General features: G+C 66.7%; 21 protein-coding genes and 2 tRNA genes. 13 read left to right on the forward strand and 10 right to left on the reverse strand.

Annotated features, from left to right (window positions below; translation table 11 throughout):
• Positions 1–3 precede the first annotated feature (3 nt).
• Positions 4–1,398 carry an MFS transporter gene (locus tag NY1_RS05080; protein ID WP_218028310.1) on the reverse strand — a complete coding sequence of 465 codons (1,395 nt, stop codon included), beginning with the start codon at positions 1,396–1,398 and terminating at the stop codon, positions 4–6.
• Positions 1,399–1,767: 369 nt separating this feature from the next.
• Between NY1_RS05080 and NY1_RS05085 the strand changes: the two genes are divergently transcribed.
• Positions 1,768–2,793 (forward strand): alpha/beta fold hydrolase, encoded by a 1,026-nt coding sequence (locus NY1_RS05085; protein WP_169815308.1) that lies wholly within the window; start codon positions 1,768–1,770, stop codon positions 2,791–2,793.
• 13 nt (positions 2,794–2,806) lie between these two features.
• On the opposite strand, the gene NY1_RS05090 is transcribed toward NY1_RS05085, so the two are convergent.
• From NY1_RS05090 to NY1_RS05105, 4 genes are all read right to left on the reverse strand, one after another.
• Positions 2,807–3,469: a GAP family protein gene (locus tag NY1_RS05090; RefSeq protein ID WP_067708970.1), complete on the reverse strand. Its 663-nt coding sequence runs from the start codon at positions 3,467–3,469 to the stop codon at positions 2,807–2,809.
• A gap of 172 nt (positions 3,470–3,641) precedes the next feature.
• Positions 3,642–3,726 (reverse strand) — tRNA-Leu (locus NY1_RS05095).
• Positions 3,727–3,812: 86 nt separating this feature from the next.
• A complete protein-coding gene (locus NY1_RS05100) occupies positions 3,813–4,130 on the reverse strand; it encodes a hypothetical protein (protein WP_067708972.1) in 318 nt (105 codons plus the stop codon).
• A gap of 124 nt (positions 4,131–4,254) precedes the next feature.
• Positions 4,255–5,076 (reverse strand): tetratricopeptide repeat protein, encoded by an 822-nt coding sequence (locus NY1_RS05105; protein WP_067708974.1) that lies wholly within the window; start codon positions 5,074–5,076, stop codon positions 4,255–4,257.
• A 251-nt stretch (positions 5,077–5,327) separates the two neighbouring features.
• On the opposite strand from NY1_RS05105, the gene mihF reads away from it, so the two are divergent.
• Positions 5,328–5,642, forward strand: a complete 315-nt coding sequence (gene mihF, locus NY1_RS05110; RefSeq protein WP_067708976.1) for an integration host factor, actinobacterial type — start codon at positions 5,328–5,330, stop codon at positions 5,640–5,642.
• Positions 5,643–5,778: 136 nt separating this feature from the next.
• Positions 5,779–5,863 (forward strand) — tRNA-Leu (locus NY1_RS05115).
• A gap of 69 nt (positions 5,864–5,932) precedes the next feature.
• Here NY1_RS05115 and NY1_RS05120 read toward each other — a convergent pair.
• Both NY1_RS05120 and NY1_RS05125 read right to left on the reverse strand, forming a co-directional pair.
• Positions 5,933–6,562 carry a UdgX family uracil-DNA binding protein gene (locus tag NY1_RS05120; protein ID WP_067708978.1) on the reverse strand — a complete coding sequence of 210 codons (630 nt, stop codon included), beginning with the start codon at positions 6,560–6,562 and terminating at the stop codon, positions 5,933–5,935.
• A gap of 120 nt (positions 6,563–6,682) precedes the next feature.
• On the reverse strand, positions 6,683–7,033 hold the full coding sequence (locus tag NY1_RS05125) for a hypothetical protein (RefSeq protein ID WP_067709196.1): 351 nt from the start codon (positions 7,031–7,033) through the stop codon (positions 6,683–6,685).
• Positions 7,034–7,337: 304 nt separating this feature from the next.
• Between NY1_RS05125 and NY1_RS05130 the strand changes: the two genes are divergently transcribed.
• The 8 genes from NY1_RS05130 to NY1_RS05165 all read left to right on the forward strand — a co-directional run bounded on the left by NY1_RS05130 (position 7,338) and on the right by NY1_RS05165 (position 15,158).
• Positions 7,338–8,390, forward strand: coding sequence for a fatty acid desaturase family protein (locus tag NY1_RS05130; RefSeq protein ID WP_067708980.1), 1,053 nt, complete (start codon positions 7,338–7,340; stop codon positions 8,388–8,390).
• Between the two features lie 53 nt (positions 8,391–8,443).
• A complete protein-coding gene (locus tag NY1_RS05135) occupies positions 8,444–9,205 on the forward strand; it encodes a lysophospholipid acyltransferase family protein (protein WP_067708982.1) in 762 nt (253 codons plus the stop codon).
• A gap of 231 nt (positions 9,206–9,436) precedes the next feature.
• Positions 9,437–9,973, forward strand: coding sequence for a cupin domain-containing protein (locus tag NY1_RS05140; protein WP_067708984.1), 537 nt, complete (start codon positions 9,437–9,439; stop codon positions 9,971–9,973).
• A gap of 86 nt (positions 9,974–10,059) precedes the next feature.
• A complete protein-coding gene (locus NY1_RS05145) occupies positions 10,060–11,052 on the forward strand; it encodes an alpha/beta hydrolase fold domain-containing protein (protein WP_067708985.1) in 993 nt (330 codons plus the stop codon).
• A gap of 2 nt (positions 11,053–11,054) precedes the next feature.
• A complete protein-coding gene (locus tag NY1_RS05150) occupies positions 11,055–11,951 on the forward strand; it encodes an SDR family NAD(P)-dependent oxidoreductase (RefSeq protein WP_067708986.1) in 897 nt (298 codons plus the stop codon).
• Positions 11,951–12,871, forward strand: a complete 921-nt coding sequence (locus tag NY1_RS05155) for a ferritin family protein (protein ID WP_067708987.1) — start codon at positions 11,951–11,953, stop codon at positions 12,869–12,871. The genes NY1_RS05150 and NY1_RS05155 overlap by 1 nt, the downstream gene beginning before the upstream one ends.
• Positions 12,868–14,358 carry a flavin-containing monooxygenase gene (locus tag NY1_RS05160; RefSeq protein ID WP_067708988.1) on the forward strand — a complete coding sequence of 497 codons (1,491 nt, stop codon included), beginning with the start codon at positions 12,868–12,870 and terminating at the stop codon, positions 14,356–14,358. The genes NY1_RS05155 and NY1_RS05160 overlap by 4 nt, the downstream gene beginning before the upstream one ends.
• A 32-nt stretch (positions 14,359–14,390) precedes the next feature.
• Positions 14,391–15,158, forward strand: a complete 768-nt coding sequence (locus NY1_RS05165; protein WP_067708990.1) for a MerR family transcriptional regulator — start codon at positions 14,391–14,393, stop codon at positions 15,156–15,158.
• Here NY1_RS05165 and NY1_RS05170 read toward each other — a convergent pair whose 3' ends face one another.
• The 3 genes from NY1_RS05170 to NY1_RS05180 form a co-directional block, all read right to left on the reverse strand.
• Positions 15,159–15,656 carry a hypothetical protein gene (locus NY1_RS05170; protein WP_233039889.1) on the reverse strand — a complete coding sequence of 166 codons (498 nt, stop codon included), beginning with the start codon at positions 15,654–15,656 and terminating at the stop codon, positions 15,159–15,161.
• A gap of 123 nt (positions 15,657–15,779) precedes the next feature.
• Positions 15,780–17,072, reverse strand: a complete 1,293-nt coding sequence (locus tag NY1_RS05175; protein WP_067708992.1) for an acyltransferase family protein — start codon at positions 17,070–17,072, stop codon at positions 15,780–15,782.
• An 83-nt stretch (positions 17,073–17,155) separates the two neighbouring features.
• Positions 17,156–18,028 (reverse strand): sigma-70 family RNA polymerase sigma factor, encoded by an 873-nt coding sequence (locus NY1_RS05180; RefSeq protein WP_067708993.1) that lies wholly within the window; start codon positions 18,026–18,028, stop codon positions 17,156–17,158.
• A gap of 167 nt (positions 18,029–18,195) precedes the next feature.
• Here NY1_RS05180 and NY1_RS05185 point away from each other — a divergent pair, with 167 nt between their 5' ends.
• Positions 18,196–19,344, forward strand: a complete 1,149-nt coding sequence (locus NY1_RS05185; protein ID WP_067708994.1) for a serine hydrolase domain-containing protein — start codon at positions 18,196–18,198, stop codon at positions 19,342–19,344.
• Complete coding sequence (locus NY1_RS05190) at positions 19,344–19,718, forward strand: DoxX family protein (RefSeq protein ID WP_084534668.1); 375 nt, start codon at positions 19,344–19,346, stop codon at positions 19,716–19,718. The genes NY1_RS05185 and NY1_RS05190 overlap by 1 nt, the downstream gene beginning before the upstream one ends.
• Positions 19,719–19,727: the final 9 nt, after the last annotated feature.

A 19,727-nucleotide genomic window follows, 5' to 3' on the forward strand; every position in this document is an offset into this window, starting at 1 on the left:
CGGTCAGGCCGCGACCGGCGTCGGCCGTCGGTCGCGGTCCGTGGGAGCCGGGTCCGGCGGCACGGTTTCCGGCTGCACCGGCAGCAGGGGATGCAGTGCTTCGCGCCAGTCGGCGCGGGTGCGGAGTTCACGCAATCGCACACCCGCGATACGCGTGAGAATCAGGCCGATGGCGATGGCCGCGAGCGCCGAGATCGCGCCGCCCGCCGCGAAACCGATACGGGCGCCGTAGGTGTCGGTGATCCAGCCGACCAGGGGCGCGCCGATCGGCGTGCCGCCGGTGAAAACCATCATGAACAAAGCCATCACGCGCCCGCGCATGGCCGGATCGGTGGCCATTTGGATCGAGGAGTTCGCCGTCACGTTCACGGTCAGGCCGAACATGCCGATCGGAATCAGCAGCAGCGCGAACAGCCAGAAGGACGGGGTCATGGCGGCCACGATCTCCAGCAGTCCGAAGACGATCGCCGCCCCGACCAGCATCCGCAATCGCGAGGTCGCCCGCCGGGCCGCCAGCAGCGCACCGGCCAGGGAACCGGCCGCCATCAGCGAATTGAGCAGGCCGTAAGTCTGGGCGCCGGAATGGAAGACGGTGTCGGTGAACGCCGTCAGCCAGATGGCGAAATTGAATCCGAAGGTGCCGATGAAGCCGACCAGCACGATCGGCCACAGCAGTTCGGGCCGGCCCGCGACATACCGGAGTCCTTCCCGCAGCTGACCTTTCCCGCGCGGAGTGCGCTCGACCTGCCGCAGTTCGGCGGTCCGCATCAGCAGCAGAGCCGCGATCGGGGCCACGAACGACAAGCCGTTGAAGACGAACGCGTATCCGCTGCCGACCGCACCGATCAGCACGCCCGCGACCGCGGGGCCGACCAGGCGAGCCGATTGAAAGTTGGCGGAATTCAAACTCACCGCATTGGCCAGCTGATCCGGTCCCACCATCTCCGAGACGAACGTCTGCCGCGCCGGATTGTCCACCACGGTGACCAGGCCGAGCGCGAAAGCCGTTGCGTAGACGTGCCATACCTGCACGTGACCGGTCAGCGTCAGCACACCCAGCACCAGGCCGGTCACGCCCATCGCCGACTGTGTGAACAGCAGCAGTGGCCGCTTGGGCAGCCGATCGACCAGGACACCGCCGTAGAGCCCGAACAACAGCATCGGCAGGAACTGCAGCGCCGTCGTGATTCCGACCGCGGCGGCCGATCCGGTGAGGGTGAGCACCAGCCAGTCCTGTGCGATCCGCTGCATCCAGGTCCCGATGTTCGAAACGACCTGACCGGTGAAGAACAAGCGGTAGTTGCGATTTCGCAGGGACGCGAAGGTGGTGCGCGGGGGAGAGGTGTCGCCGGGTGCGTATCGAGCATCGGTCTGGGGCGGCACAACTCCCGGCCTCACAGATTTACCTCCTGGGGGTGCGACTTGCTTCAGGTACGCGGGGTTCCGCTCCCTGAACCGCTATCGCCCGGAGGGGTGATGATGACCGCCGGCGCCTGGCAGGCGCGCGGACTCGGATATCGCCAGCGGGCTCGGGACAGGCGCTACGACATCGTCGTCGTGGCCGAGGGAGCCCAATTACTTTCCTTAGGCTAATCAATTTGCTACGCAGATGCCACTGATTTTGTCGAGGCTCACAGTGAGAGCCGCCCCGGCGGAGCGGCCCTCACTGTGGTCGCGAACCCGTACTGATCGCTTGACAAGTTCACTAGAACCGGTTGCAGTTAAGCGCCTGGCATGACGCCGGGAGCAGTCGATCGGGGGAATTCGATGACAACAATGGTGCGCGCGGCGCTGGCACTGGCGATCGCGGCGGCCGGAATGACGATGGCGCCGGCGCGCGGCCACGCCGAAGCCGACACCGTCTGTCGCGAGGTGAACATTCCGGTGCAGCTGGCCGGGCGGACCGAACGGATGTGGGGCGAGATCTGCGACCCTGCGGGCGGTCCGTCGACGGTGCTTCAGGTGCTGATACCCGGCATCACCTACGACCATCATTACTGGGACATGCCGGGATTCGACGGCAAATACTCCTATGCCCGATATGCCGCTGCGGCAGGTTATTCCACGCTGGCGATCGACCGGCTCGGGACCGGCAACAGTTCGCGCCCGACCGCCCTCGAACTCACGACCGTGACCCATGCCGACACCGTGCACCAACTCGTGCAGGCGGTGCGCGACGGCGAATTGGGCGCGCGCTGGGACAAGGTCGTCACGGTCGGGCACTCCCTCGGCACCTTGATCGCCGAACAGGAAGCCGCGGTCTACCGGGACGTGGACGGGGTGATCGCGACCGGATGGCTCATCCCGCCCGGCGTGGTCGCGAGCGTCGGAATGCTCGCCCGGCACGGCGTCGCCGCACCCGAAAACGGTGTGCCACAGGGGGATTCTCTGCCGCTGTACCTCACTATGACCCCGGGTAGCCGTTCCTTTTTCTATAAGGCGGGCAACTACGACCCCGAGCTGCTCGCGGCCGACGAGCGCTACAAGCAGACCGACACTGTCGGCGAGATGATGACGATTCCCGTCCCCTGGGTCTCGGCGGCCCTCGCCCCCATCTCGGCCCCGGCCCTGCTGGTCGTCGGCGAATCCGACTCGTTTTTCTGCAGTCCGCCGGAGCACACCGCCTGCACTGCGGAACAGGTCGTGGAATCGCAGCGGCTGTTCTACGGCCCGCAATCGAACCTGCAGGCCCATGTCCAGCCGGGGTCCGGGCACAACATCGCGCTCTCACTGAACAATCACGACGGCTATGACGCGATGCTCGCCTGGGTCCGAGTGAACTTCCAGGACTGACTGCGCCGCATTTTCACAAGCCGGCCAAGCCCTTACCGGTCAGGCTGGCACCCAGGATCAGCAGCACCACGGCCATCACCTGGGCGTTGTAGGTTTGCAGCCAGCTCTTGAGGTTGTCGAGGGTGGCGCGCATCCGGTCACCGGCCACGGCGTAGGCGAGTACCGGACCGAGCACGGTGGACGCGGCGATCAGGGTGAAGACGGCCACTGCGACGGTTGCTGTGCCGGAGGTCTGTCCGCTTCCGCCGATGGTCGCGCCTGCGGCCAGTCCTAGTACGAGGTTCTTCGGGTTCGCTGCCGCGAGTGCCGCACCGAGTCCTGCGGCTTTGAGTGTGCCGAGCTGGTCGACGGCTTTCATCCAGCCCGGCTCTTCGCCGTCGCCGCGGCCGCGCCACTGGCGAATGGCCAGGAGTACCAGCACGATTCCGAGTGTGATCTTGACCCAGGCGATGACCGGAGAGGTGGATCCACCGGCATGTTGGCCATCGCCCGCCTGCGCCACCGCCGCGGCTACGGCCGTGACCGCGACTATGCCTGCCACCCAGCCGGCGGCGAAACCCAGACTCGCGCGACCGGCATTGCTGGACAACAACATCAGAATGGCCGCGATGATCGGGATGGGCGAAATCGCCACACCCACCGCCAGCGGCAACAGTTCACCCAGTAGCGCACCCACGGCATCAGGTTGCCAGAAGATTGCCCTGGATCGGCTCATTGCAGGGGCTCGCGGCGCGCGTTTCGCTTCCGCTACAGACGGGCGAGGCATCCGGAAGACTTCGCGTCGGCCGTCGATGCACCCGGAGAAACACTGAATCCCTCTGCGATGCAGAGGGATTCAGGATTCGCGGTGTCCGGAGGGGGACTTGAACCCCCACGCCCTAATACGGGCACTAGCACCTCAAGCTAGCGCGTCTGCCATTCCGCCACCCGGACCGGTGATGTGACACAAAGATTAGCCGAGGCTTGCCGCAGAACGGAAATCGATGGTCTGACCTGCGGCGGAGCCTGGGTGCAGGGGGTTACTTCTTGACGAAAATGCCTGCGATGTCAGCGTTCTTGATCTGGGTGTCGCCGTTGGCTTGGACCTTGCAGAGGGCTTGTACGGAGGCCATGGTGAAATCGACTGTCACGCCTGCGGGTTCGGATTCGTCGCCGGACTGCTGCTTGATGAACTTGGTGACGGTGATGCGCTGGGTGTCGGCACTCTGGGTCAGGTACTCGCTGCATTTGGTGTCGCCGCCCTTGTTGAGGGCCTTCTCGACGTCGGAGCAGCCGGACAGCAGGGTCACGGCGAAGGTGGCGGCGGCCGCGGCGGTGGCCCAGCGCAGGGTGGTCATGGTCAGTCCTTCGGATCGTGGCGCGCCGGAGGGGGTCGGCGCGATCGCCCGTCAGCGTAGAGCGCCGCGACCCGGCGGCAATCCTGGCTGGACCCTGATATTCGCCGGATATGTGTGAGTTGCGTCACTGTTCGGCGGCGACAGCGGCTCTCCAGACGCGGGCTTCGCTGATATTGCCGCGGCGTTCCAGCACGGCGGCCAGGCCGGCCATGGCGCGGACGTCACCGTCGTGGGCGGCGCTGCGCCAATAGCGTTCGGCTTCGGCGAATTCACCCTGTCGGAAACGCACCACGCCGAGATCGTAGGCGGCGCCGGTGTGGCCGAAACTTGCTGCCTGACGCCATAATTCGCACGCCTGCTGGACTTCGCCGCGGCCGTGCATGGCCACGCCGAGGTCGTAGAGCGCGCCCTGGTAGCGACCGAGTTCGGCGGGCGGTTCGGGCGGCGGCGGGGTGGTCGCGGTGGTCAGTTCGACGACCAGTTCACCGAAATCCGGGGGACCGACGCCGGTGCTGCAGTGCAGGACCGTGCAGGCGGATTCGCGGGTGACGAGCATGCCGTAATTGCCCGACCACGACAGCACCGCGCCGGTGTCGTCCACCCAGACCGGGGTCAGGGTGATGACGGCGTCGGCGGTCGGGCACACCTGCAGGTCGATGCCGCCGGTCATGGCATCACTCCAGACGTCAACCCCCATCAACTGGCGACCGCTCAGCAGCACGTAACCGGCGTCCACCGCCAGCCCGATGCCCAGGCTGCGCACCCCGCGCCGCGGTGCGACGGCTCGCAGATTCAGGCTCACGGTGGTGGGGGAGAGCCCGATCGGTGCGCTGTGCAGCGGATAGACCTTGGCTCCGTTCCAGGTCAGCGGCTCGACACCGCTGTAGCAGTCGGCCAGGGGCGGCGCGGTCGATACCGGTTCGGCGTACGAGTACGACCCCTTCATTGCCCCGCCTTCCACCGGTGCGCATGTGCTGTCGCGGCCCACCGTAGCCCCTGCGGCGCAGGTTGAACCCGGTATTTGCCAGGTGTCCATGCCAGCTAACTTCTGGTCGGATGACCTGCGTTTTCGGAGGCTCTAAGCGGGATCGCTGGAGTAGTTCCCCTGGTCCGCGCGGTGTGTCGTAACCGCGTGGCGGCCGGTGTCCTGTTTACTCGTCGGCGACGTACCAGCGAACGAGTGAAAGGTAAGGACATATGGCTCTGCCCACCATGACCCCCGAACAACGCTCCGAGGCGCTGGCCAAGGCCGCCGCGGTGCGCAAGGCGCGCTCCGAGTTGATCGCGCAGGTCAAGAAGGGGTCGGTCAGCCTGGCCGAGGTCCTCAAGCGTGCCGACAAGGAGGACCTGGTCAAGAAGACGAAGGTGGCCGCGGTCATCAAGGCCCTGCCGGGCATCGGCCCGGTCAAGGCCGCCAAGCTGATGGACGAGGCGGAGATCCCCGCCGATCGCCGCATCGGCGGACTCGGCTCGCGCCAGCGCGCCGCACTGCTGGAGGCGTTGAACGCCTGATGCCAGGAGGTCGCCGCCGGCCGGAATCCGGCCCGGCGGCAACCACTCCCGGCCTCGCCCAGGTTCGACAAACCCGCAGGAAACAGGCCGATTTGGTCCACGCGGTCTGATCCGATAACCTTGCTGAGCACCACCGGTCCGGGTGGCGGAATGGCAGACGCGCTAGCTTGAGGTGCTAGTGCCCGTATTAGGGCGTGGGGGTTCAAGTCCCCCTCCGGACACAGTTAAGCCAGAGCAGTTCCCCTCACCGGGAACTGCTCTTCTTCTTTATCCGGCCCTGCGCGGGGATGCTATGCGGTGCCGCGCAGGCCGCGGATCGCGGCTTCGACCCGGCGCAGGTCGCGGACGAAATCCGCGTAGGCCGCGGTGCGGTCGGGGGCGCGCAGGACCGCGGACGGGTGAACGGTGGCGATCACCGAAAATCGTTCGGCCGTATGGGTTTCGCCGCGTTCGGCGGTGATCTTGAAGGTGGGGCCGAGCACGGCGTGTGCGGCGACCGCGCCCAGGCAGACGACCAATTGTGGCTGGACGGCGTTGATTTCGGCGTCGAACCAGGGTGAGCAGGCCACGATCTCGGTGCGGCCGGGCTGTTTGTGGATCCGCCGTTTGCCGCGTTCTTCGAATTTGAAGTGTTTGACGACGTTGGTCAGGTAGAGGCGGTCGCGATCGATGCCGGCTTCGGTCAGGGCGCGGTCCAGTAGGCGGCCGGCGGGGCCGACGAAGGGGTGGCCGTCGATATCCTTGTGGTCACCGGGCTGTTCACCGACCATGACCACGTCGGCGGAGGCGGGGCCTTCGCCGAAGACGGTTTGGGTCGCGTGGCGGTAGAGGTCGCAGCCGTGGCAGGCGCGGGCGGCGGCGCGCAGGTCGGCGATATCCGCGCCGGGTGGGACGTACTCCGCCGCGCCGGGTGCCCGCACAGGCGTCTCCTTCGCCGCTCGACGTTGGTGGTCACCGGCGATTTACCCGCTATGCGCGGCGGTATTCGATAATTCCTGACTCCGGCGTGCCATCGAATGCGACGGCACGCGGGCCTGCCGCTACCACCAGTAGGTCACGACCTCCCAGCTCTGCAGCGTGCCGGGGGTGTCGCAGTGCGCCCACGACTGCTGTGGGCCCCAGACGACCGGGCCGCGCCGTTCGTAGGTGGCCCAGCTGCTGCCGAACCAGCCCCACCAGTAGCGGCATTGGATCTTGACCTGGTGTTGCCGGCCGAACCAGTTGCAGGTCGAATACGCCGAGGTGTTGTTCACCGGGTAGGCATTGCATTCCGTTTGCCATGGGTCCTGCCACGGGTCCGCTGCTGCGGGCCCGGCGCCCATCAGTGCCGCCGAGCCGAGCAGCGTGGCTGCCGACAGGCTGATCAGTGTCTTCTTGCCGAGCGATCTCATCACGACCTCCATCAGCGTGGGGTTCGATACCCCGACCCTGATAGGCCCACGCGAAATTCGAGCTTCGGCGGACCGTCGCGCGTGCCACGGACCGCCCTTACGTGACTTACGTCACAAACTGGCCGTTGTGCGTTACAGGGGCGCGGTGGGTTGCCCGGGGTGGCCTCACGCCACAGGGGGATGCCGTGCCGTACCGCGGTACTACAACGGACGAGAATCCGGTCGATAGCTTCGAATCGTCAATCCCCGCAGCGGATTACGAGCGTCGGGGAGTATCGCTGATTCAGCTCTCAGGAAAGATCTCATGACGACATCTGCCTTGGTTCCCGAGCCGTCTCCGACGTCATCTCGACGCGGCGCCGACGGTGATTACGCTCGACTGCTGCGCCGGGTCTCCGCGGCGGGGCTGATGGAGCGGCGGCCACGCTATTACGCGATCCGGCTGAGCCTGGTCGGGTTGGCCTTCATCGGTGGGTGGGTGGCATTCGTGCTGGTCGGCGACTCGTGGTGGACGCTCGCGGTGGCCGCGTTCCTGGCGGTGGCATTCGCTCAGGTCGCGCTCGTCATGCATGACGTGGCGCATCGGCAGGTGTTCCGGACGCGGCGGCCCACGGAGATCGCCGGGCGGGTGGTCGGGAACGCGGGGATCGGGCTGGGGTACGGGTGGTGGCAGGACAAGCACACGCGGCATCACGCCAATCCCAATCACGAGGAACTCGATCCGGATGTGGCGCCGGACATTCTGGTCTGGTCGCAGCGGCAGGCACGCAGTAGCCGGGGGTTGGCTCGAATCATCGGGCGGGCGCAGGCTTTTCTGTTCTTTCCATTGTTGTTGCTGGAGGGGCTCAATCTGCATGTCGCCGGTGTCCGGGCGCTGCGGCGGCGGTCGCTGAAGCATCGCGGGCTGGAGGGCGGGTTGCTGCTGGTTCATGCGATCGCGTATCTGGCGGCGCTCGCGGTGGTGTTGCCGGCGGACAAAGCGGTCGCGTTCTTCGTGGTGCATCAGGCGCTGTTCGGGCTGTACATGGGCTGCATCTTCGCCCCGAATCACAAGGGCATGCCGACGCTGACCGGGGACGAGCGCCCCGACTATCTGCGCCGGCAGGTCCTGACCTCGCGCAATGTGCGCGGCGGGACGTTCACCGATATCGCTCTCGGTGGGCTCAACTATCAGATCGAGCATCACCTGTTCCCGAGCATGCCGACCCCGAACCTGCGCCGGGCCCAGCCGATCGTCCGCGCCTATTGCGCCGAGATCGGCGTCGCCTACCACGAGACCGGGCTGATCTCCTCCTACCGCGAGGCGCTGAAACACCTGCACGAAGTGGGTGCGCCGCTCCGCGCCGCCGACCGCTGAGCACTGGCACCGCACGGCGATCACCACTTATTTGCTGGCGATACGCTGTGGTCATGGAACCGCCCGAGGTCAGCCTCGAAAACACCGACGCCGTGTACGACTATTACCGCGATCATCGACAGAATCTGGTGAAAGCGAAAGCCGCGTACTGGTTGCTCGGGCGACGTTTCCAGCCGCGCGTGCACTACGCGGACAGTGCGCGGAAAGCCTTGCGGGACTTCATCTCCGACGGCCGGCCATTGATCATCTCGATCAACCACCTGTCGGAGAAGGACCCCTACACGGTGAGCGCGGCGGCCTGGCGCAGCCCATTGCGCCCCGTGATCGGGCACACCCGGGTACTGGCCAAGCACGAAGTATTCGCCGACCGGAAAATGCGGGGCACCCTCGACATGATGGGCGGCCTGCCGGTCTTCCGCAGCAAGGACCACGAAAGCTCCTCGGTCAACGCCGCGTCGGAACGCTTGATCGACACCTGCGCGGTGGTCCTGGCGCGCGGCGACAGCATCGCCCTGTTCCCCGAAGGCACCTGCAACTACATCGACCACACCCGGGTGCTCGAACTGGGCGGCGGCATCGGCCACATCGTCTCTCGCGCACGCACCCTCGCCGCGGACCCGGTGCTGGTCAGCCTCGGCCTCAGCTACGGCCCCCGCCCGGATCCCGCCGCGGAACTGAGCAAGACAGACGTCCGCTCCGCCAGCTTCTATTTCGGCATGCCGATCGGCGAACTACCGTCCCAACCCGCCGACATCACGCGCATCGCCCGCGACGAACTGCAAGCCGCACTCGACGGCGCAGTCGCCGCCTACTGAGCCTCGGATCTCACGGGCTCGGATTCACGACCGAGTTTGTCGACCCAATCCGTGCCGCCCAGGCCGACCCAGGTCCGCTTCGATATCGCCGCTCGGCGCTCCACCGATACAAAAGACCAGTAGGTCTAATCTGATCGGGTGGGCCCTCATTCGGCGGCCACGTTCGGGACAGGCCCGCCCACTCGGGGTTCGCGACCACATGTGCGCCGAAACCGAAGGGAGAGTTCGACCATGGGAGATGACAACCCGTACCTGTTCCGCTTTTCCGAGGCAGTGCCCAGCGAGTTCGACGGCGGAACCCTGCAGGGGGCGCACGAGGACAACTTTCCGGTGTTGCGCGGGCAGCAGGGAGCGGTGTATTTCGTGCATCTGGAGGGCGGCGGGGTGCGGGAGCCGCATTGGCATCCGACGGCGTGGGAATTGAATTACGTGATCGCCGGGCGGGCGCGGTGGAGCATGCTGGGTACGCATCCGGACGGGTCGTATCACAACGAGCTGTTCGAGGCCGGTCCCACCGATCTGGTGTTCGCACCGCAAGGGTTCTTCCACTATTTCGAGAACGCCAGTGACACAGAGCCTTTGGATGTGCTGGTGATCTTCAATTCGAGTACCCAGGAGCCGAACGACGATATCGGCATCGTCGGCACGATCAACAGCCTGCCGCGGCATGTGCTCGCGGCGTCCTTCGGCATCCCGGTGTCGGCGTTCGACGCCATCCCGGCCGAGGTGAAACCCGTGGTCATCACCCGCAGGCAGCCGAACGCCTGAGGCGGATCACGGTTCGGGCACATATTTGCCATTGACTAATGGCACATTGATCGATGATGCTGTGGCGTATGACGAGAAGAGGGTCAATGGCGACCTCCTCGCCCCAGGTCGCCACGGCGGTACCCGAGCGGGAATCGGTGCGAACGCGGGTTGCCGCGGTCGCATCGGTGATGGGGTTGCGGCAGGTCAATGCGTTGTTGCCGGACAATCGGCTGGGCATCGCCGCCGGGCGCGGGCTGATCGCCGCGATCATGGCTGCGGGCGGGCCGGTCCCGCCGGGGACGCGGGTAACCCGGGTCCGGTCGGGCGGCGTGCGCGGCGAATGGGTGCGGGCGGCCGGGGTCGAGCACAGCGAGCGGGCCATCTACTACATCCACGGCAGCGGGTATGTGGTGTGCTCGGCGCGTACCCATCGCGGGCTGGCCGCACGGCTGTCGAAAGCGACCGGGCTGGCGGTGTTCGTCGTGGACTATCGGCTCGCGCCCGAGCATCGGTTTCCGGCGGCCGCCGAGGATGCGGCCGCCGGCTACGAGTGGCTGCTCGCCCAGGGGTACCGGCCCGAGAATCTCGTGATCGGCGGGGATTCCGCGGGCTGCCACCTCACGCTCGATCTGCTGTTGCAGCACCATGCGGCGGGAGCGGCCCAGCCGGCGGGGGCGTTCATGTTCTCGCCCCTGCTGGACCCGGCCTTGACCGCGGCCGAGAGCCGGGATCGGGTCCTGCCCGATCCGATGGCCCCGGCATGGGTGGGGCGCAGGCTGATCGCCAAGTACACCGCGGGCGCACCCGCCGACTCACCGCGGTTGCGGCTGGTCATCCCGGCCGGAGTGGTCCTGCCGCCGTTGTTCGTACAGGCCAGTGCCGGTGAGATGCTCGCCGACGATGCCCGGCAGATCGGCGCCATGGCCGCGGCGGCCGGGACGCCGTGCGAACTCGAACTCTGGCCGGGCCGGATTCACGTCTTCCAGGCGCTGCCGCTACTGGTCCCGGAAGCCGAGGCCGCGCTGCGGCGAGCCGCGGCATTCGTGGCATCGGCTCTCGCGCAACACGATTCGACAACTCGGGTAAAGGCGGTCTGATCATGTGGCCGATCGGCGAAATCGCCCTGGCGCTGGGCGGACCGCGGCGCTCCCATCAGGCGAAGGCGGTGGTGACCGGAGCGGGCAGCGGTATCGGCCGGGCGTTCGCGCTCGAGCTGGCCGCGCGTGGCGGGGAGGTGCTGTGTGCGGATATCGACAAGGAACGTGCTGATGAGACTGTGCGGCTGATCGAACGTGAGCACGGGCGGACCGCGCATTCCCTGTTCTGTGACGTGTCACGTCGTGAGGACGTGGAGAGCTTGGCCTTGCACGCGGAACTGGTGTTCGGTGGGCCGCCCACGCTGGTGATCAACAATGCCGGGGTCGGCATCGGTGGAAAACCGGTGGGCGACATCGGGTTGGACGATTGGCGGTGGGCGCTGGGCATCAATCTGTGGGGCGTGGTGCACGGGTGCGAGATCTTCGCGCCGCAGCTGCGGGCGGCCGGGCGGGGCGGGATCATCAATGTCGCCTCGGCGGCCGGGTTCGCGGCCGCGCCGGGGATGGCCGCGTACAACGTGTCCAAGGCGGGCGTGGTGTCGCTGTCGGAGACCATGGCCGCCGAATTGTCCGGCACCGGCGTCACGGTCACCGCGCTGTGCCCGACCTTCGTCAAGACGAATGTGGTCGCCGACGGCCGCATCACCTCCGGATCCTCGCGGCTGGCGAGCGAACTCATGCGCTGGACCGGTTTCTCACCCGCGCGCGTCGCCGCCACCACGCTCGACGCCCACGACCGGGGTGCGTTGTATGTGCTGCCGCAGCTGGACGCCCAGCTCGTCTGGCAGCTCAAACGGCATTTCCCCGCCCTCTACACCCGCGCGCTCGGCGTGCTGAATCGTGTCCTGCCGCAGGACGATCCGGCCGGCGCGACCATCGAGAAGACAGGAGTCCGCTGATGTCGTTCGACTTCGACGCCATGCTGGCCAAAATCAAGTCCAAGCAGTGGGCGCTGGCCGATATCGACTGGGACGCACCGGGAGCCGAGCTCATCGAGCCGGAACTGCACGCCAAGCTCAAGCCGTTCCTGGCCGATCTCATGTGGATCGAGAATGTGGGGGCGCGCGGGTTCGCGGCCATGGCCAAGAAGGCGCCGACCCCGGTGCTGGCCGAGATCTACCGGTACTTCCACGCCGAGGAACAGCGGCACGCCAATGCCGAACTGGCGCTGATGCGGCGCTGGGGGATGCTCGACGGCGATGAGATCCCGGCGCCGAACATCAATGTGAAGCTGGTCATCGACTTCCTGGACAAGCACGCCGACGGCATGTCGCTGTCGTTCCTGGGCACCGTCATTCCCATGCTGGAGGTGGCGCTGGACGGTGCGCTGATCAAGTTCATCACCGACGAGATCGAGGATCCGGTCGCGCAGGAGGTGTTCAAGCGGATCAACAATGACGAATCCCGGCATCTGGCCACCGATTACGCGGTCATGGAACTGCTCGGGCACGCCGGCGCCCGCAAACTCGCCATCGATCTGGTGGGCGGGTGGATCAAACCGTCGCTGCTGATCGGCGTGCTCAGCTATGTGCCGCTGCTGAACAAGATGCGCGACAATATCGTCGAGATGGGCGTGAACGAGGAGAAGCTGTACGCGGCGATGCTCCGGTTCAAGCAGGTGGGGGAGCGCACCCCGCTCGCCAATCGAGTGCCCATGTACCGGATCGTCAAGATGCACAGCAATTGGGTGATCAACCGGGACCATCCCTATCACCTGTTCGCCGATGCCATGGTCAAGCTGACCGCACGCATTCCCGAGCGGCTGCTGCCCGCCGAACCGACCTGGTCGCAGGAACTCACCTACGAGCCGGTCGCATGAGCGCGGCGGTCAAGCCACTGGACGTGGCGATCATCGGGGCCGGATTCGCGGGCATCGGGGCGGCTATTCGATTGCGGCAGAAGGGCATCAGCGACTTCCTGATCTTCGAGCGCGGGGATCGGGTCGGCGGGACCTGGCGGGACAACACCTATCCCGGGGCGGCCTGCGATATTCCGTCGCGGCTCTACTCCTACAGCTTCGCGCCGAATCCGAACTGGTCGCACACCTACTCCGGCAGCGCGGAAATCCTCGGATACATCGATTCCATGGTCGAGGAGTTCGGTATCGGGCCCTCGATCCGATTCGGGCACACCGTCACCGGGGTGGAATTCGACGAGACCTCGGGATTGTGGAGCATCGGTTTCGCGGCCGGTCGGCGGAAGGTGAAGGCGCGCAGTATCGTGCTCGCCTCGGGGCCGCTGTCCAATGCCGGGTTCCCGGATCTGCCCGGAATCGACAGCTATGAGGGGCACAAGATTCACAGTGCCCGCTGGGATCACGACTACGACTTCACGGGTAAGAAGGTCGCCGTGGTCGGCACCGGAGCCAGTGCGGTGCAGATCATTCCGGAGCTGGTGGAGCGGGCCGCTGCGGTGAAGGTGTTCCAGCGCACGCCCGGCTGGGTGCTGCCGCGGCTGAATCGGCGCACCAATCCGGTCACCAAGCAGCTCTATCGGCAGGTGCCCGCCGCGCAATCGCTGGCGCGCGAGGCCTGGTTCTGGGGGCACGAATCGGTGGCGCTCGGAGTGGTGTGGAATACGCCATTGACCCGGGTGGTGGAGCGGATCTCGCTGCTGCACTTGCGGAGTCAGGTGCGTGATCCGTGGCTGCGCCGTCAGCTCACCCCGGATTTCCGGGCGGGCTGCAAGCGGCTGCTGATGAGCAGCGATTACTACCCGGCGTTGCAGCGCGAGAACTGCAAACTCATCACCTGGCCCATCGCGGAATTGTCGCCGCACGGGATTCGCACCGCCGAAGGGATCGAGCACCGCTTCGACTGCATCGTGTTCGCGACCGGGTTCGAGGTGTCCAAACAGGGCACGCCGATTCCGGTGACGGGGCGCGACGGCCGGGTTCTCGCCGACGAATGGCGGGGCGGCGCATACGCTTTCAAGAGCGTCACGGTGGCGGGCTATCCGAATCTGTTCCTGACCTTCGGGCCGAATTCCGGGCCGGGGCACAATTCGGCGCTGGTGTACATGGAGGCGCAGATCGACTATCTGACCGATGCGATCCGGCTCATCCTCGACCGGGACCTGCGCATGCTGGAACCGCGCCGCGATCGGCAGGACCGCTACAACGCCGGAATTCAGCGGCGATTGTCGGCGACCACCTGGAATTCGGGTTGCCGCAGCTGGTATCTCACCGAGGACGGTTTCAATGCCACCATGTACCCGGGGTTCGGGACCCAGTACGCCCGCCAGCTCGCCGGGGTCGACCTGGCTGATTTCGAGCTGACTCCCCGGGATACTGTCGACACCAGGTAATCGGCGCAGCGGAAAGGGCGGGTGCGACACAGGTGGCGGACTACCGCATCGACGATCTCGCCCGTGCCGCCGGCACCACCGCCCGCAATGTGCGGGCCTATCAGGAACGCGGCCTGCTGCCTACGCCCGAGCGGCGCAGCGGCCGCGCCCTGATCTACGACGACACGCATCTGGCGCGGCTGCGCATCATCGACGCGTTGTTGCAGCGCGGGTTCACCATCGCGCATATCGGTGATTTCATCACCAGCTGGGAGACCGGCAAGGATCTGTCGGAGGTGCTGGGGCTGCAGCAGGCGGTCACCACCACCTGGGGCAAACCCGATGCGCCCATGGCGATTCCGCGGGAGCTGGTGAACACCTTCTTCGGCGATACCGACGAGCATCAGGTCGAGGCCGATCAGCTGAACCGGCTGGAAAAACTCGGGTTGATCCGCCTGGACGCCGAGACCGCCGAACTGACCCGGCCCGATCTGGTGGAGACGTTCGCCGCGCTCAGCGCCTACGGCATCACCCTGCCCGGCCTGATCGACCTGTACGAGTCGGTCGCCGGACGACTCGAGGACATCGCGCGCCTGATGGTGACCGCTGCCAAGGACCACATCGTCGCCGAGCACGGCCCCGGCTGGCTCCCGGAAACCGATACCGAGATCGCCGAAACCACCAAGATGCTCAACCAGTTCCGCGATCTGGGCACCCGTGCCGTCCGCGACGGTCTCGACCAGGCCCTGGACCGGGTCCTGGAAGCCGAACTCGGCGCCTACCTCGAAACCGCCGCGCGCCGGCGCGCCCAGCCCGACTGATCAGCCCAGCGTGAACGTCGCCGCGCCGCTGACCTGTTCCAGCTCACGCTGGGACCCGTCGTCGTACAGCGTGACGATCTTCGCCTCCACCCGCCCGGCCCCGGGCCCCATACCGAACCCGGTGATCACCCCATCGGGCGCCTGCTGCACCACCCCGCGCTCGTTCACCTGATTCGACTGCCCGCTCGCGAGCCCGGAATCGAGGTTCTTCCAGCGCACCGCGATCCGGTACGTACTGCAGAACTCCCCGTCCTGCACGATCCGCACCTTGACCCCGAACACCCCGGACTGCTGCTGCGGCACCACCGTGGCGTTTATGATCGCGGCGCAGCTGGGGCCCGGGATACGGGTGACGGTGGTGGAGAAGATGGTGGCCTGATCACTCGGCACCGCGGTGGCGGGACCAGCGAAACCGGTCAGGATCGCCGCGGCCGAGGTGGCAACCACGCCGGCGCGAACGAGCATCGACTTGCGGACGTGACTCTGCGTTGCACTCATGCCCGATCTGTCGGCCCCACCCCCGCAGTCATTAGCAGACGCAAGCACCCCAGCTTTTGGGGGCACTCCCGCCGTTAACACCGGAAACACCCAGTGCGACAGCCGATTCCAGCTCCGGCCGGATCAGGCCCGAACAGCCGCTGGTTGTCGCCGGGCCTCCATCTTGGCGATCACCCGATGACCGAGTTCGTGCAGGGGTTTCTCGACCTTGTGGTAGGTCAGGGCGGACAGGCCGATCGAGACGGCGATCCACGTCGCCCAGGTGAGCCAAGGGGTGACCGGGCCGAAATCCGGCCAGCGCGGGACGAAGTTCATCACCAGGGCGTGAACCAGGTAGAGCGAGTAGCTGATCCGGCCGAGGAACAGCAACGGAGCCGGGAACGAACGGCCGCGCAGGAGCAGAAAGGCGCCGAAGAAGAGATAGGCCGCGCCGATGGTGATGACGTCCTTCCAGGCGCCGCCGCTCACCTCGAACACGGCCTGGTGCAGCAGGTTCAGCTGGATGATCTTGAGGATGGGGATGAGCGCGATGGCCAGGCCGAAGACCGACCAGCCGGCGCGCGGGCTGATCTCGCCGGAGGTCATCCGGTAGACGACCGTGCCGGTGAACATGGTGGCGAAGATGGCGACCGAGTACCAGGACGGGCCGGGTTGGTTGAGCGCCAAGGGAATTGCGATGGCGGACAGCACGACTGCGGTGAGCGCCGCGCGCCGAGTTGCGGCGCGAGCGGCGAAGATGACCGCGACGACCACCGTGGTGATGAGCACCGCCACGCGGGTGGCGAGAGTCGCCTCGGGGCCGCTGAGGAGAGCGGCGGGAAGGAACACACCGGCCGGAAGGATCGCGGCCAGGGCGATGAGCGCCGACGGCACCGAGCGGCGATTGAGATTGCCGATGAAGAGCAGTGAGACGAACAGGTAGAAGGCCAGTTCGTAGGAGAGCGTCCAGGCGACCACGAGCATTTCCGAGTCGTGGCCGGTGATGAAGAAGTGCGCCATGGAGAAATTGGTGACCAGGTTCCAGGCCGGGTTGGCCATCCAGCCTGGCGGGCCGCCGTACATGCCGAGTAAATGCAGCACCAGCGCGGCAATCAGGCAACCCCAATACAGGGGGTAGAGCCGGAAGAATCGGCCCACCCAGAATCCGCCGAGCGAACGGCCGCGTTCCAACGATGCGGGGATGATGAACCCGCTGACGATGAAGAATACGAAGACGCCGAAGACGCCGGCGCCGAAGTAGTTCGCCGAGAATCGTTCGTAGGCGGGCCATGCCAGCTCGGAGCAATGCTGGATCACGACCGCCAAGGCGGCCAGACCACGCAACGCGTCCAAGAACTCGAACCTGCCCCCGCGGGTCTTGATTTTCACTTCGGCCGCCGCGCTCGGATCGGCAACAGCCTCATCGGAACTCGTCACGCGGTACCGCCGGAAATTCGAACCAGGTCGATCAAACACACAGTTAGCGATACTAACCAGGTCGAATCGGGTTGTGTTATTCGTCAGCCGAGGACTGCGGTGAGGTCCAGGTGGGGGAGGCGGGACCGGTCGGAGAAGATGTCGATGGCGGTGATGCGGTCGGCGGCGACGGCGAAGCTCATGATCGAGAAGAGGTGGCCGTCGAGGGTGTTGACCAGGCCTGCGGTGCCGTTGACCAGGGCGGGGTGGGGGTGGGCGCGGGTGGCCATGCGCTGGAAGGTTTCCGCGAGGTTCGCGACGGCGAAGGCGCCGTGGACCAATCGAAGGGTGCCGGAGTCGGCGCGCAGGACCACATCGGGGTCGAGGAGGGTGAGGAGGGCTTCGAAGTCGCCTTCGCGGGCGGCGGCCAGGAAGGCGTCGACGATGCGGCGCTGGGCGTGGCGGTCGGGGGTGGGGGTGGGGAGGTCGCCGCGGATGCGGCGGCGGGCTCGGCTGGCGAGCTTCTTCGCGGTTTGGGGAGTGCGATCCATGACGGGGGCGATCTGGTCGTAGGGCATGGCGAACATGTCGTGCAGGACGAAGGCCAGGCGTTCGGCGGGGGACAGCGATTCCAGGACGATCAGCAGGCCCAGGCCCATCGAATCGGCCAGCAGCGCTTCGTGTTCGGGGTCGGGGGTGCAGTCGCTGGTGATGATCGGGTCGGGCAGGTGGGCGGCTTCCAGGGGTTCCTCGTGACGGGTCTTGCGTGAGCGCAGCATGTCCAGGCAGACGCGGCCGACGACGGTGGTGAGCCAGCCGCCCAGATTGTCGATCTCGGCGGAACCGGTGCGGGCCAGCCGGAGCCAGGCTTCCTGGACGGCATCCTCGGCGTCGGGGAGCGAGCCGAGCATGCGGTGGGCGACCGCGCGCAGGTGCGGGCGGTGCTGTTCGAAACTGTCGGCCAGGGCGTCGGGCACGGTTCCTCCTCGAGAGATATGTCCGTATCGATGACGGAGCGCGCCGGGGGAATGTGACAACGGCCGGTGGATATCGGCCATTACCTGGGGTTTCCCGGCAATCGGTCACCTTTTCGCGCCGCCGCCCGTCAGTGCGGCAGACGGATCGAGCGAAAGGAGAAAAGACGGTGAACGCGATCGAGATACATGGCACCGTGGCCGACGGATTCGAGGATGTGCGAACCGAATTCGCCGCCGTGGTGGCCACGGAGGACGGGGAATCGGGGGCGCAGCTGGCGGCGTATGTGCGTGGGCGGCCGGTGGTGGACCTGTGGGCGGGTGCGCAGGTCACCGGGACGACGCTGACCGGATTGCATTCCTCGACCAAGGGTGCGGCGGGACTGGTGGTGGCGTTGCTGATCCAGGACGGCGTGCTCGAGGTCGATCGCCCGGTGGCGGAGTACTGGCCGCGGTTCGGTGCGGCGGGCAAGGGGCGCATCACCGTCCGCGAGGTGCTGACCCATCGCTGCGGTGTCATCAATGCCGACGGCGGGTTCACGGTGGCCGAGCTGGCTTCCGATCGCGTCATCGCCGAGCGGCTGGCGGATCAGCGGCCGTTCTTCGCGCCGGGTACGTCACAGGGTTACGGCGGGTTCGTGACCTACGCGATCGTGGGCGAGGTGGTGCGAGCCGTCACGGGCAGCAGTATTCAGGAGCTGTTCGAGCAGCGGATTCGTGCACCCTACGACTTGGACGTGTATCTGGGGCTGCTGGTGGAACTGGACGACCGCTACCTGCCGATTCTGCCCTGGCGCGCCACCCCGGAAATGGAATCGGCGTTCGAGGCGAATTCGCCCAACCCGTACGGCATTCCAGGTATCGCCTACAACCTCAACGCCCGCGGATTCACGCCCGCCGATGTCATGACCCTGCCCAACGACACCCGCTTCCGCCGGCTCGGCCAGGCGTCGGCGGGCGGGGTCGGCAGTGCCCGCGGCCTGGCCGCCATGTACGCCGCCGCGATCTCCGGCCTCGGCGACCTCCCACCCCTGCTGTCCCCGGACACCATCGCCCGCATCACCGAGATCCATTCCACCGGAACTGATCTCGTACGCGGCGACAACGCCCCCTACGCCCTGGGCTTCGAAGCCAAGACCCTCATCCACCGATTCCTCGGCGCACACGCCTTCGGCCACACCGGCTCCGCGGGATCCGACGGCTTCGCCGACCCGCATACCGGCCTCACCTACGGCTACACCCGCCGCCGCGCCGCCTTCGCCTTCACCGCCCCCGAAAACGCCCGGCTGGCATCCGTTCTACACAGGAGCAATCGCTGATGACCCAGAATTCGATTCTCAGTTCCCGCGGCATGCGCTTGGCGCGCTGGGTGCCCGCGACCGCGGTATTGGCCGAGACCGCCGTCGGTTCCTATTGGGACCTGGCCCGCATCACTTATGTCCGCGATGTCTTCGACAAACTCGGCTACCCCATGTATTTCGCGACCATTCTCGGCGCGGCCAAAGTCGCGGCACTGGCCGCCATCCTCACCCCCGGCCATCCCCGCACCAAGGAGTGGGCCTACGCCGGATTGGTTTTCGTCTACGGCGGCGCGGCGGCCTCGCATATCGCCGTCGGCGATGGACCGGACAAATGGGGCGGCCCACTGGTTTTCGCCGCCTCCACCTTCGCGGTCCGCGCCGCCCTCGCCTGATCCACCACA

The organism is Nocardia yamanashiensis NBRC 100130 (assembly GCF_001613325.1).
Lineage (GTDB): Bacteria > Actinomycetota > Actinomycetes > Mycobacteriales > Mycobacteriaceae > Nocardia > Nocardia yamanashiensis.

Coding starts and splice junctions, on each gene's coding strand:
- NY1_RS05085 (WP_169815308.1), top strand. CDS start 1,768: ATGACAACAATGGTGCGCGCGGCGCTGGCACTGGCGATCGCGGCGGCC.
- NY1_RS05100 (WP_067708972.1), bottom strand. CDS start 4,130: ATGACCACCCTGCGCTGGGCCACCGCCGCGGCCGCCGCCACCTTCGCC.
- NY1_RS05105 (WP_067708974.1), bottom strand. CDS start 5,076: ATGAAGGGGTCGTACTCGTACGCCGAACCGGTATCGACCGCGCCGCCC.
- mihF (WP_067708976.1), top strand. CDS start 5,328: ATGGCTCTGCCCACCATGACCCCCGAACAACGCTCCGAGGCGCTGGCC.
- NY1_RS05125 (WP_067709196.1), bottom strand. CDS start 7,033: ATGAGATCGCTCGGCAAGAAGACACTGATCAGCCTGTCGGCAGCCACG.
- NY1_RS05130 (WP_067708980.1), top strand. CDS start 7,338: ATGACGACATCTGCCTTGGTTCCCGAGCCGTCTCCGACGTCATCTCGA.
- NY1_RS05135 (WP_067708982.1), top strand. CDS start 8,444: ATGGAACCGCCCGAGGTCAGCCTCGAAAACACCGACGCCGTGTACGAC.
- NY1_RS05140 (WP_067708984.1), top strand. CDS start 9,437: ATGGGAGATGACAACCCGTACCTGTTCCGCTTTTCCGAGGCAGTGCCC.
- NY1_RS05145 (WP_067708985.1), top strand. CDS start 10,060: ATGGCGACCTCCTCGCCCCAGGTCGCCACGGCGGTACCCGAGCGGGAA.
- NY1_RS05150 (WP_067708986.1), top strand. CDS start 11,055: ATGTGGCCGATCGGCGAAATCGCCCTGGCGCTGGGCGGACCGCGGCGC.
- NY1_RS05155 (WP_067708987.1), top strand. CDS start 11,951: ATGTCGTTCGACTTCGACGCCATGCTGGCCAAAATCAAGTCCAAGCAG.
- NY1_RS05160 (WP_067708988.1), top strand. CDS start 12,868: ATGAGCGCGGCGGTCAAGCCACTGGACGTGGCGATCATCGGGGCCGGA.
- NY1_RS05170 (WP_233039889.1), bottom strand. CDS start 15,656: ATGAGTGCAACGCAGAGTCACGTCCGCAAGTCGATGCTCGTTCGCGCC.
- NY1_RS05190 (WP_084534668.1), top strand. CDS start 19,344: ATGACCCAGAATTCGATTCTCAGTTCCCGCGGCATGCGCTTGGCGCGC.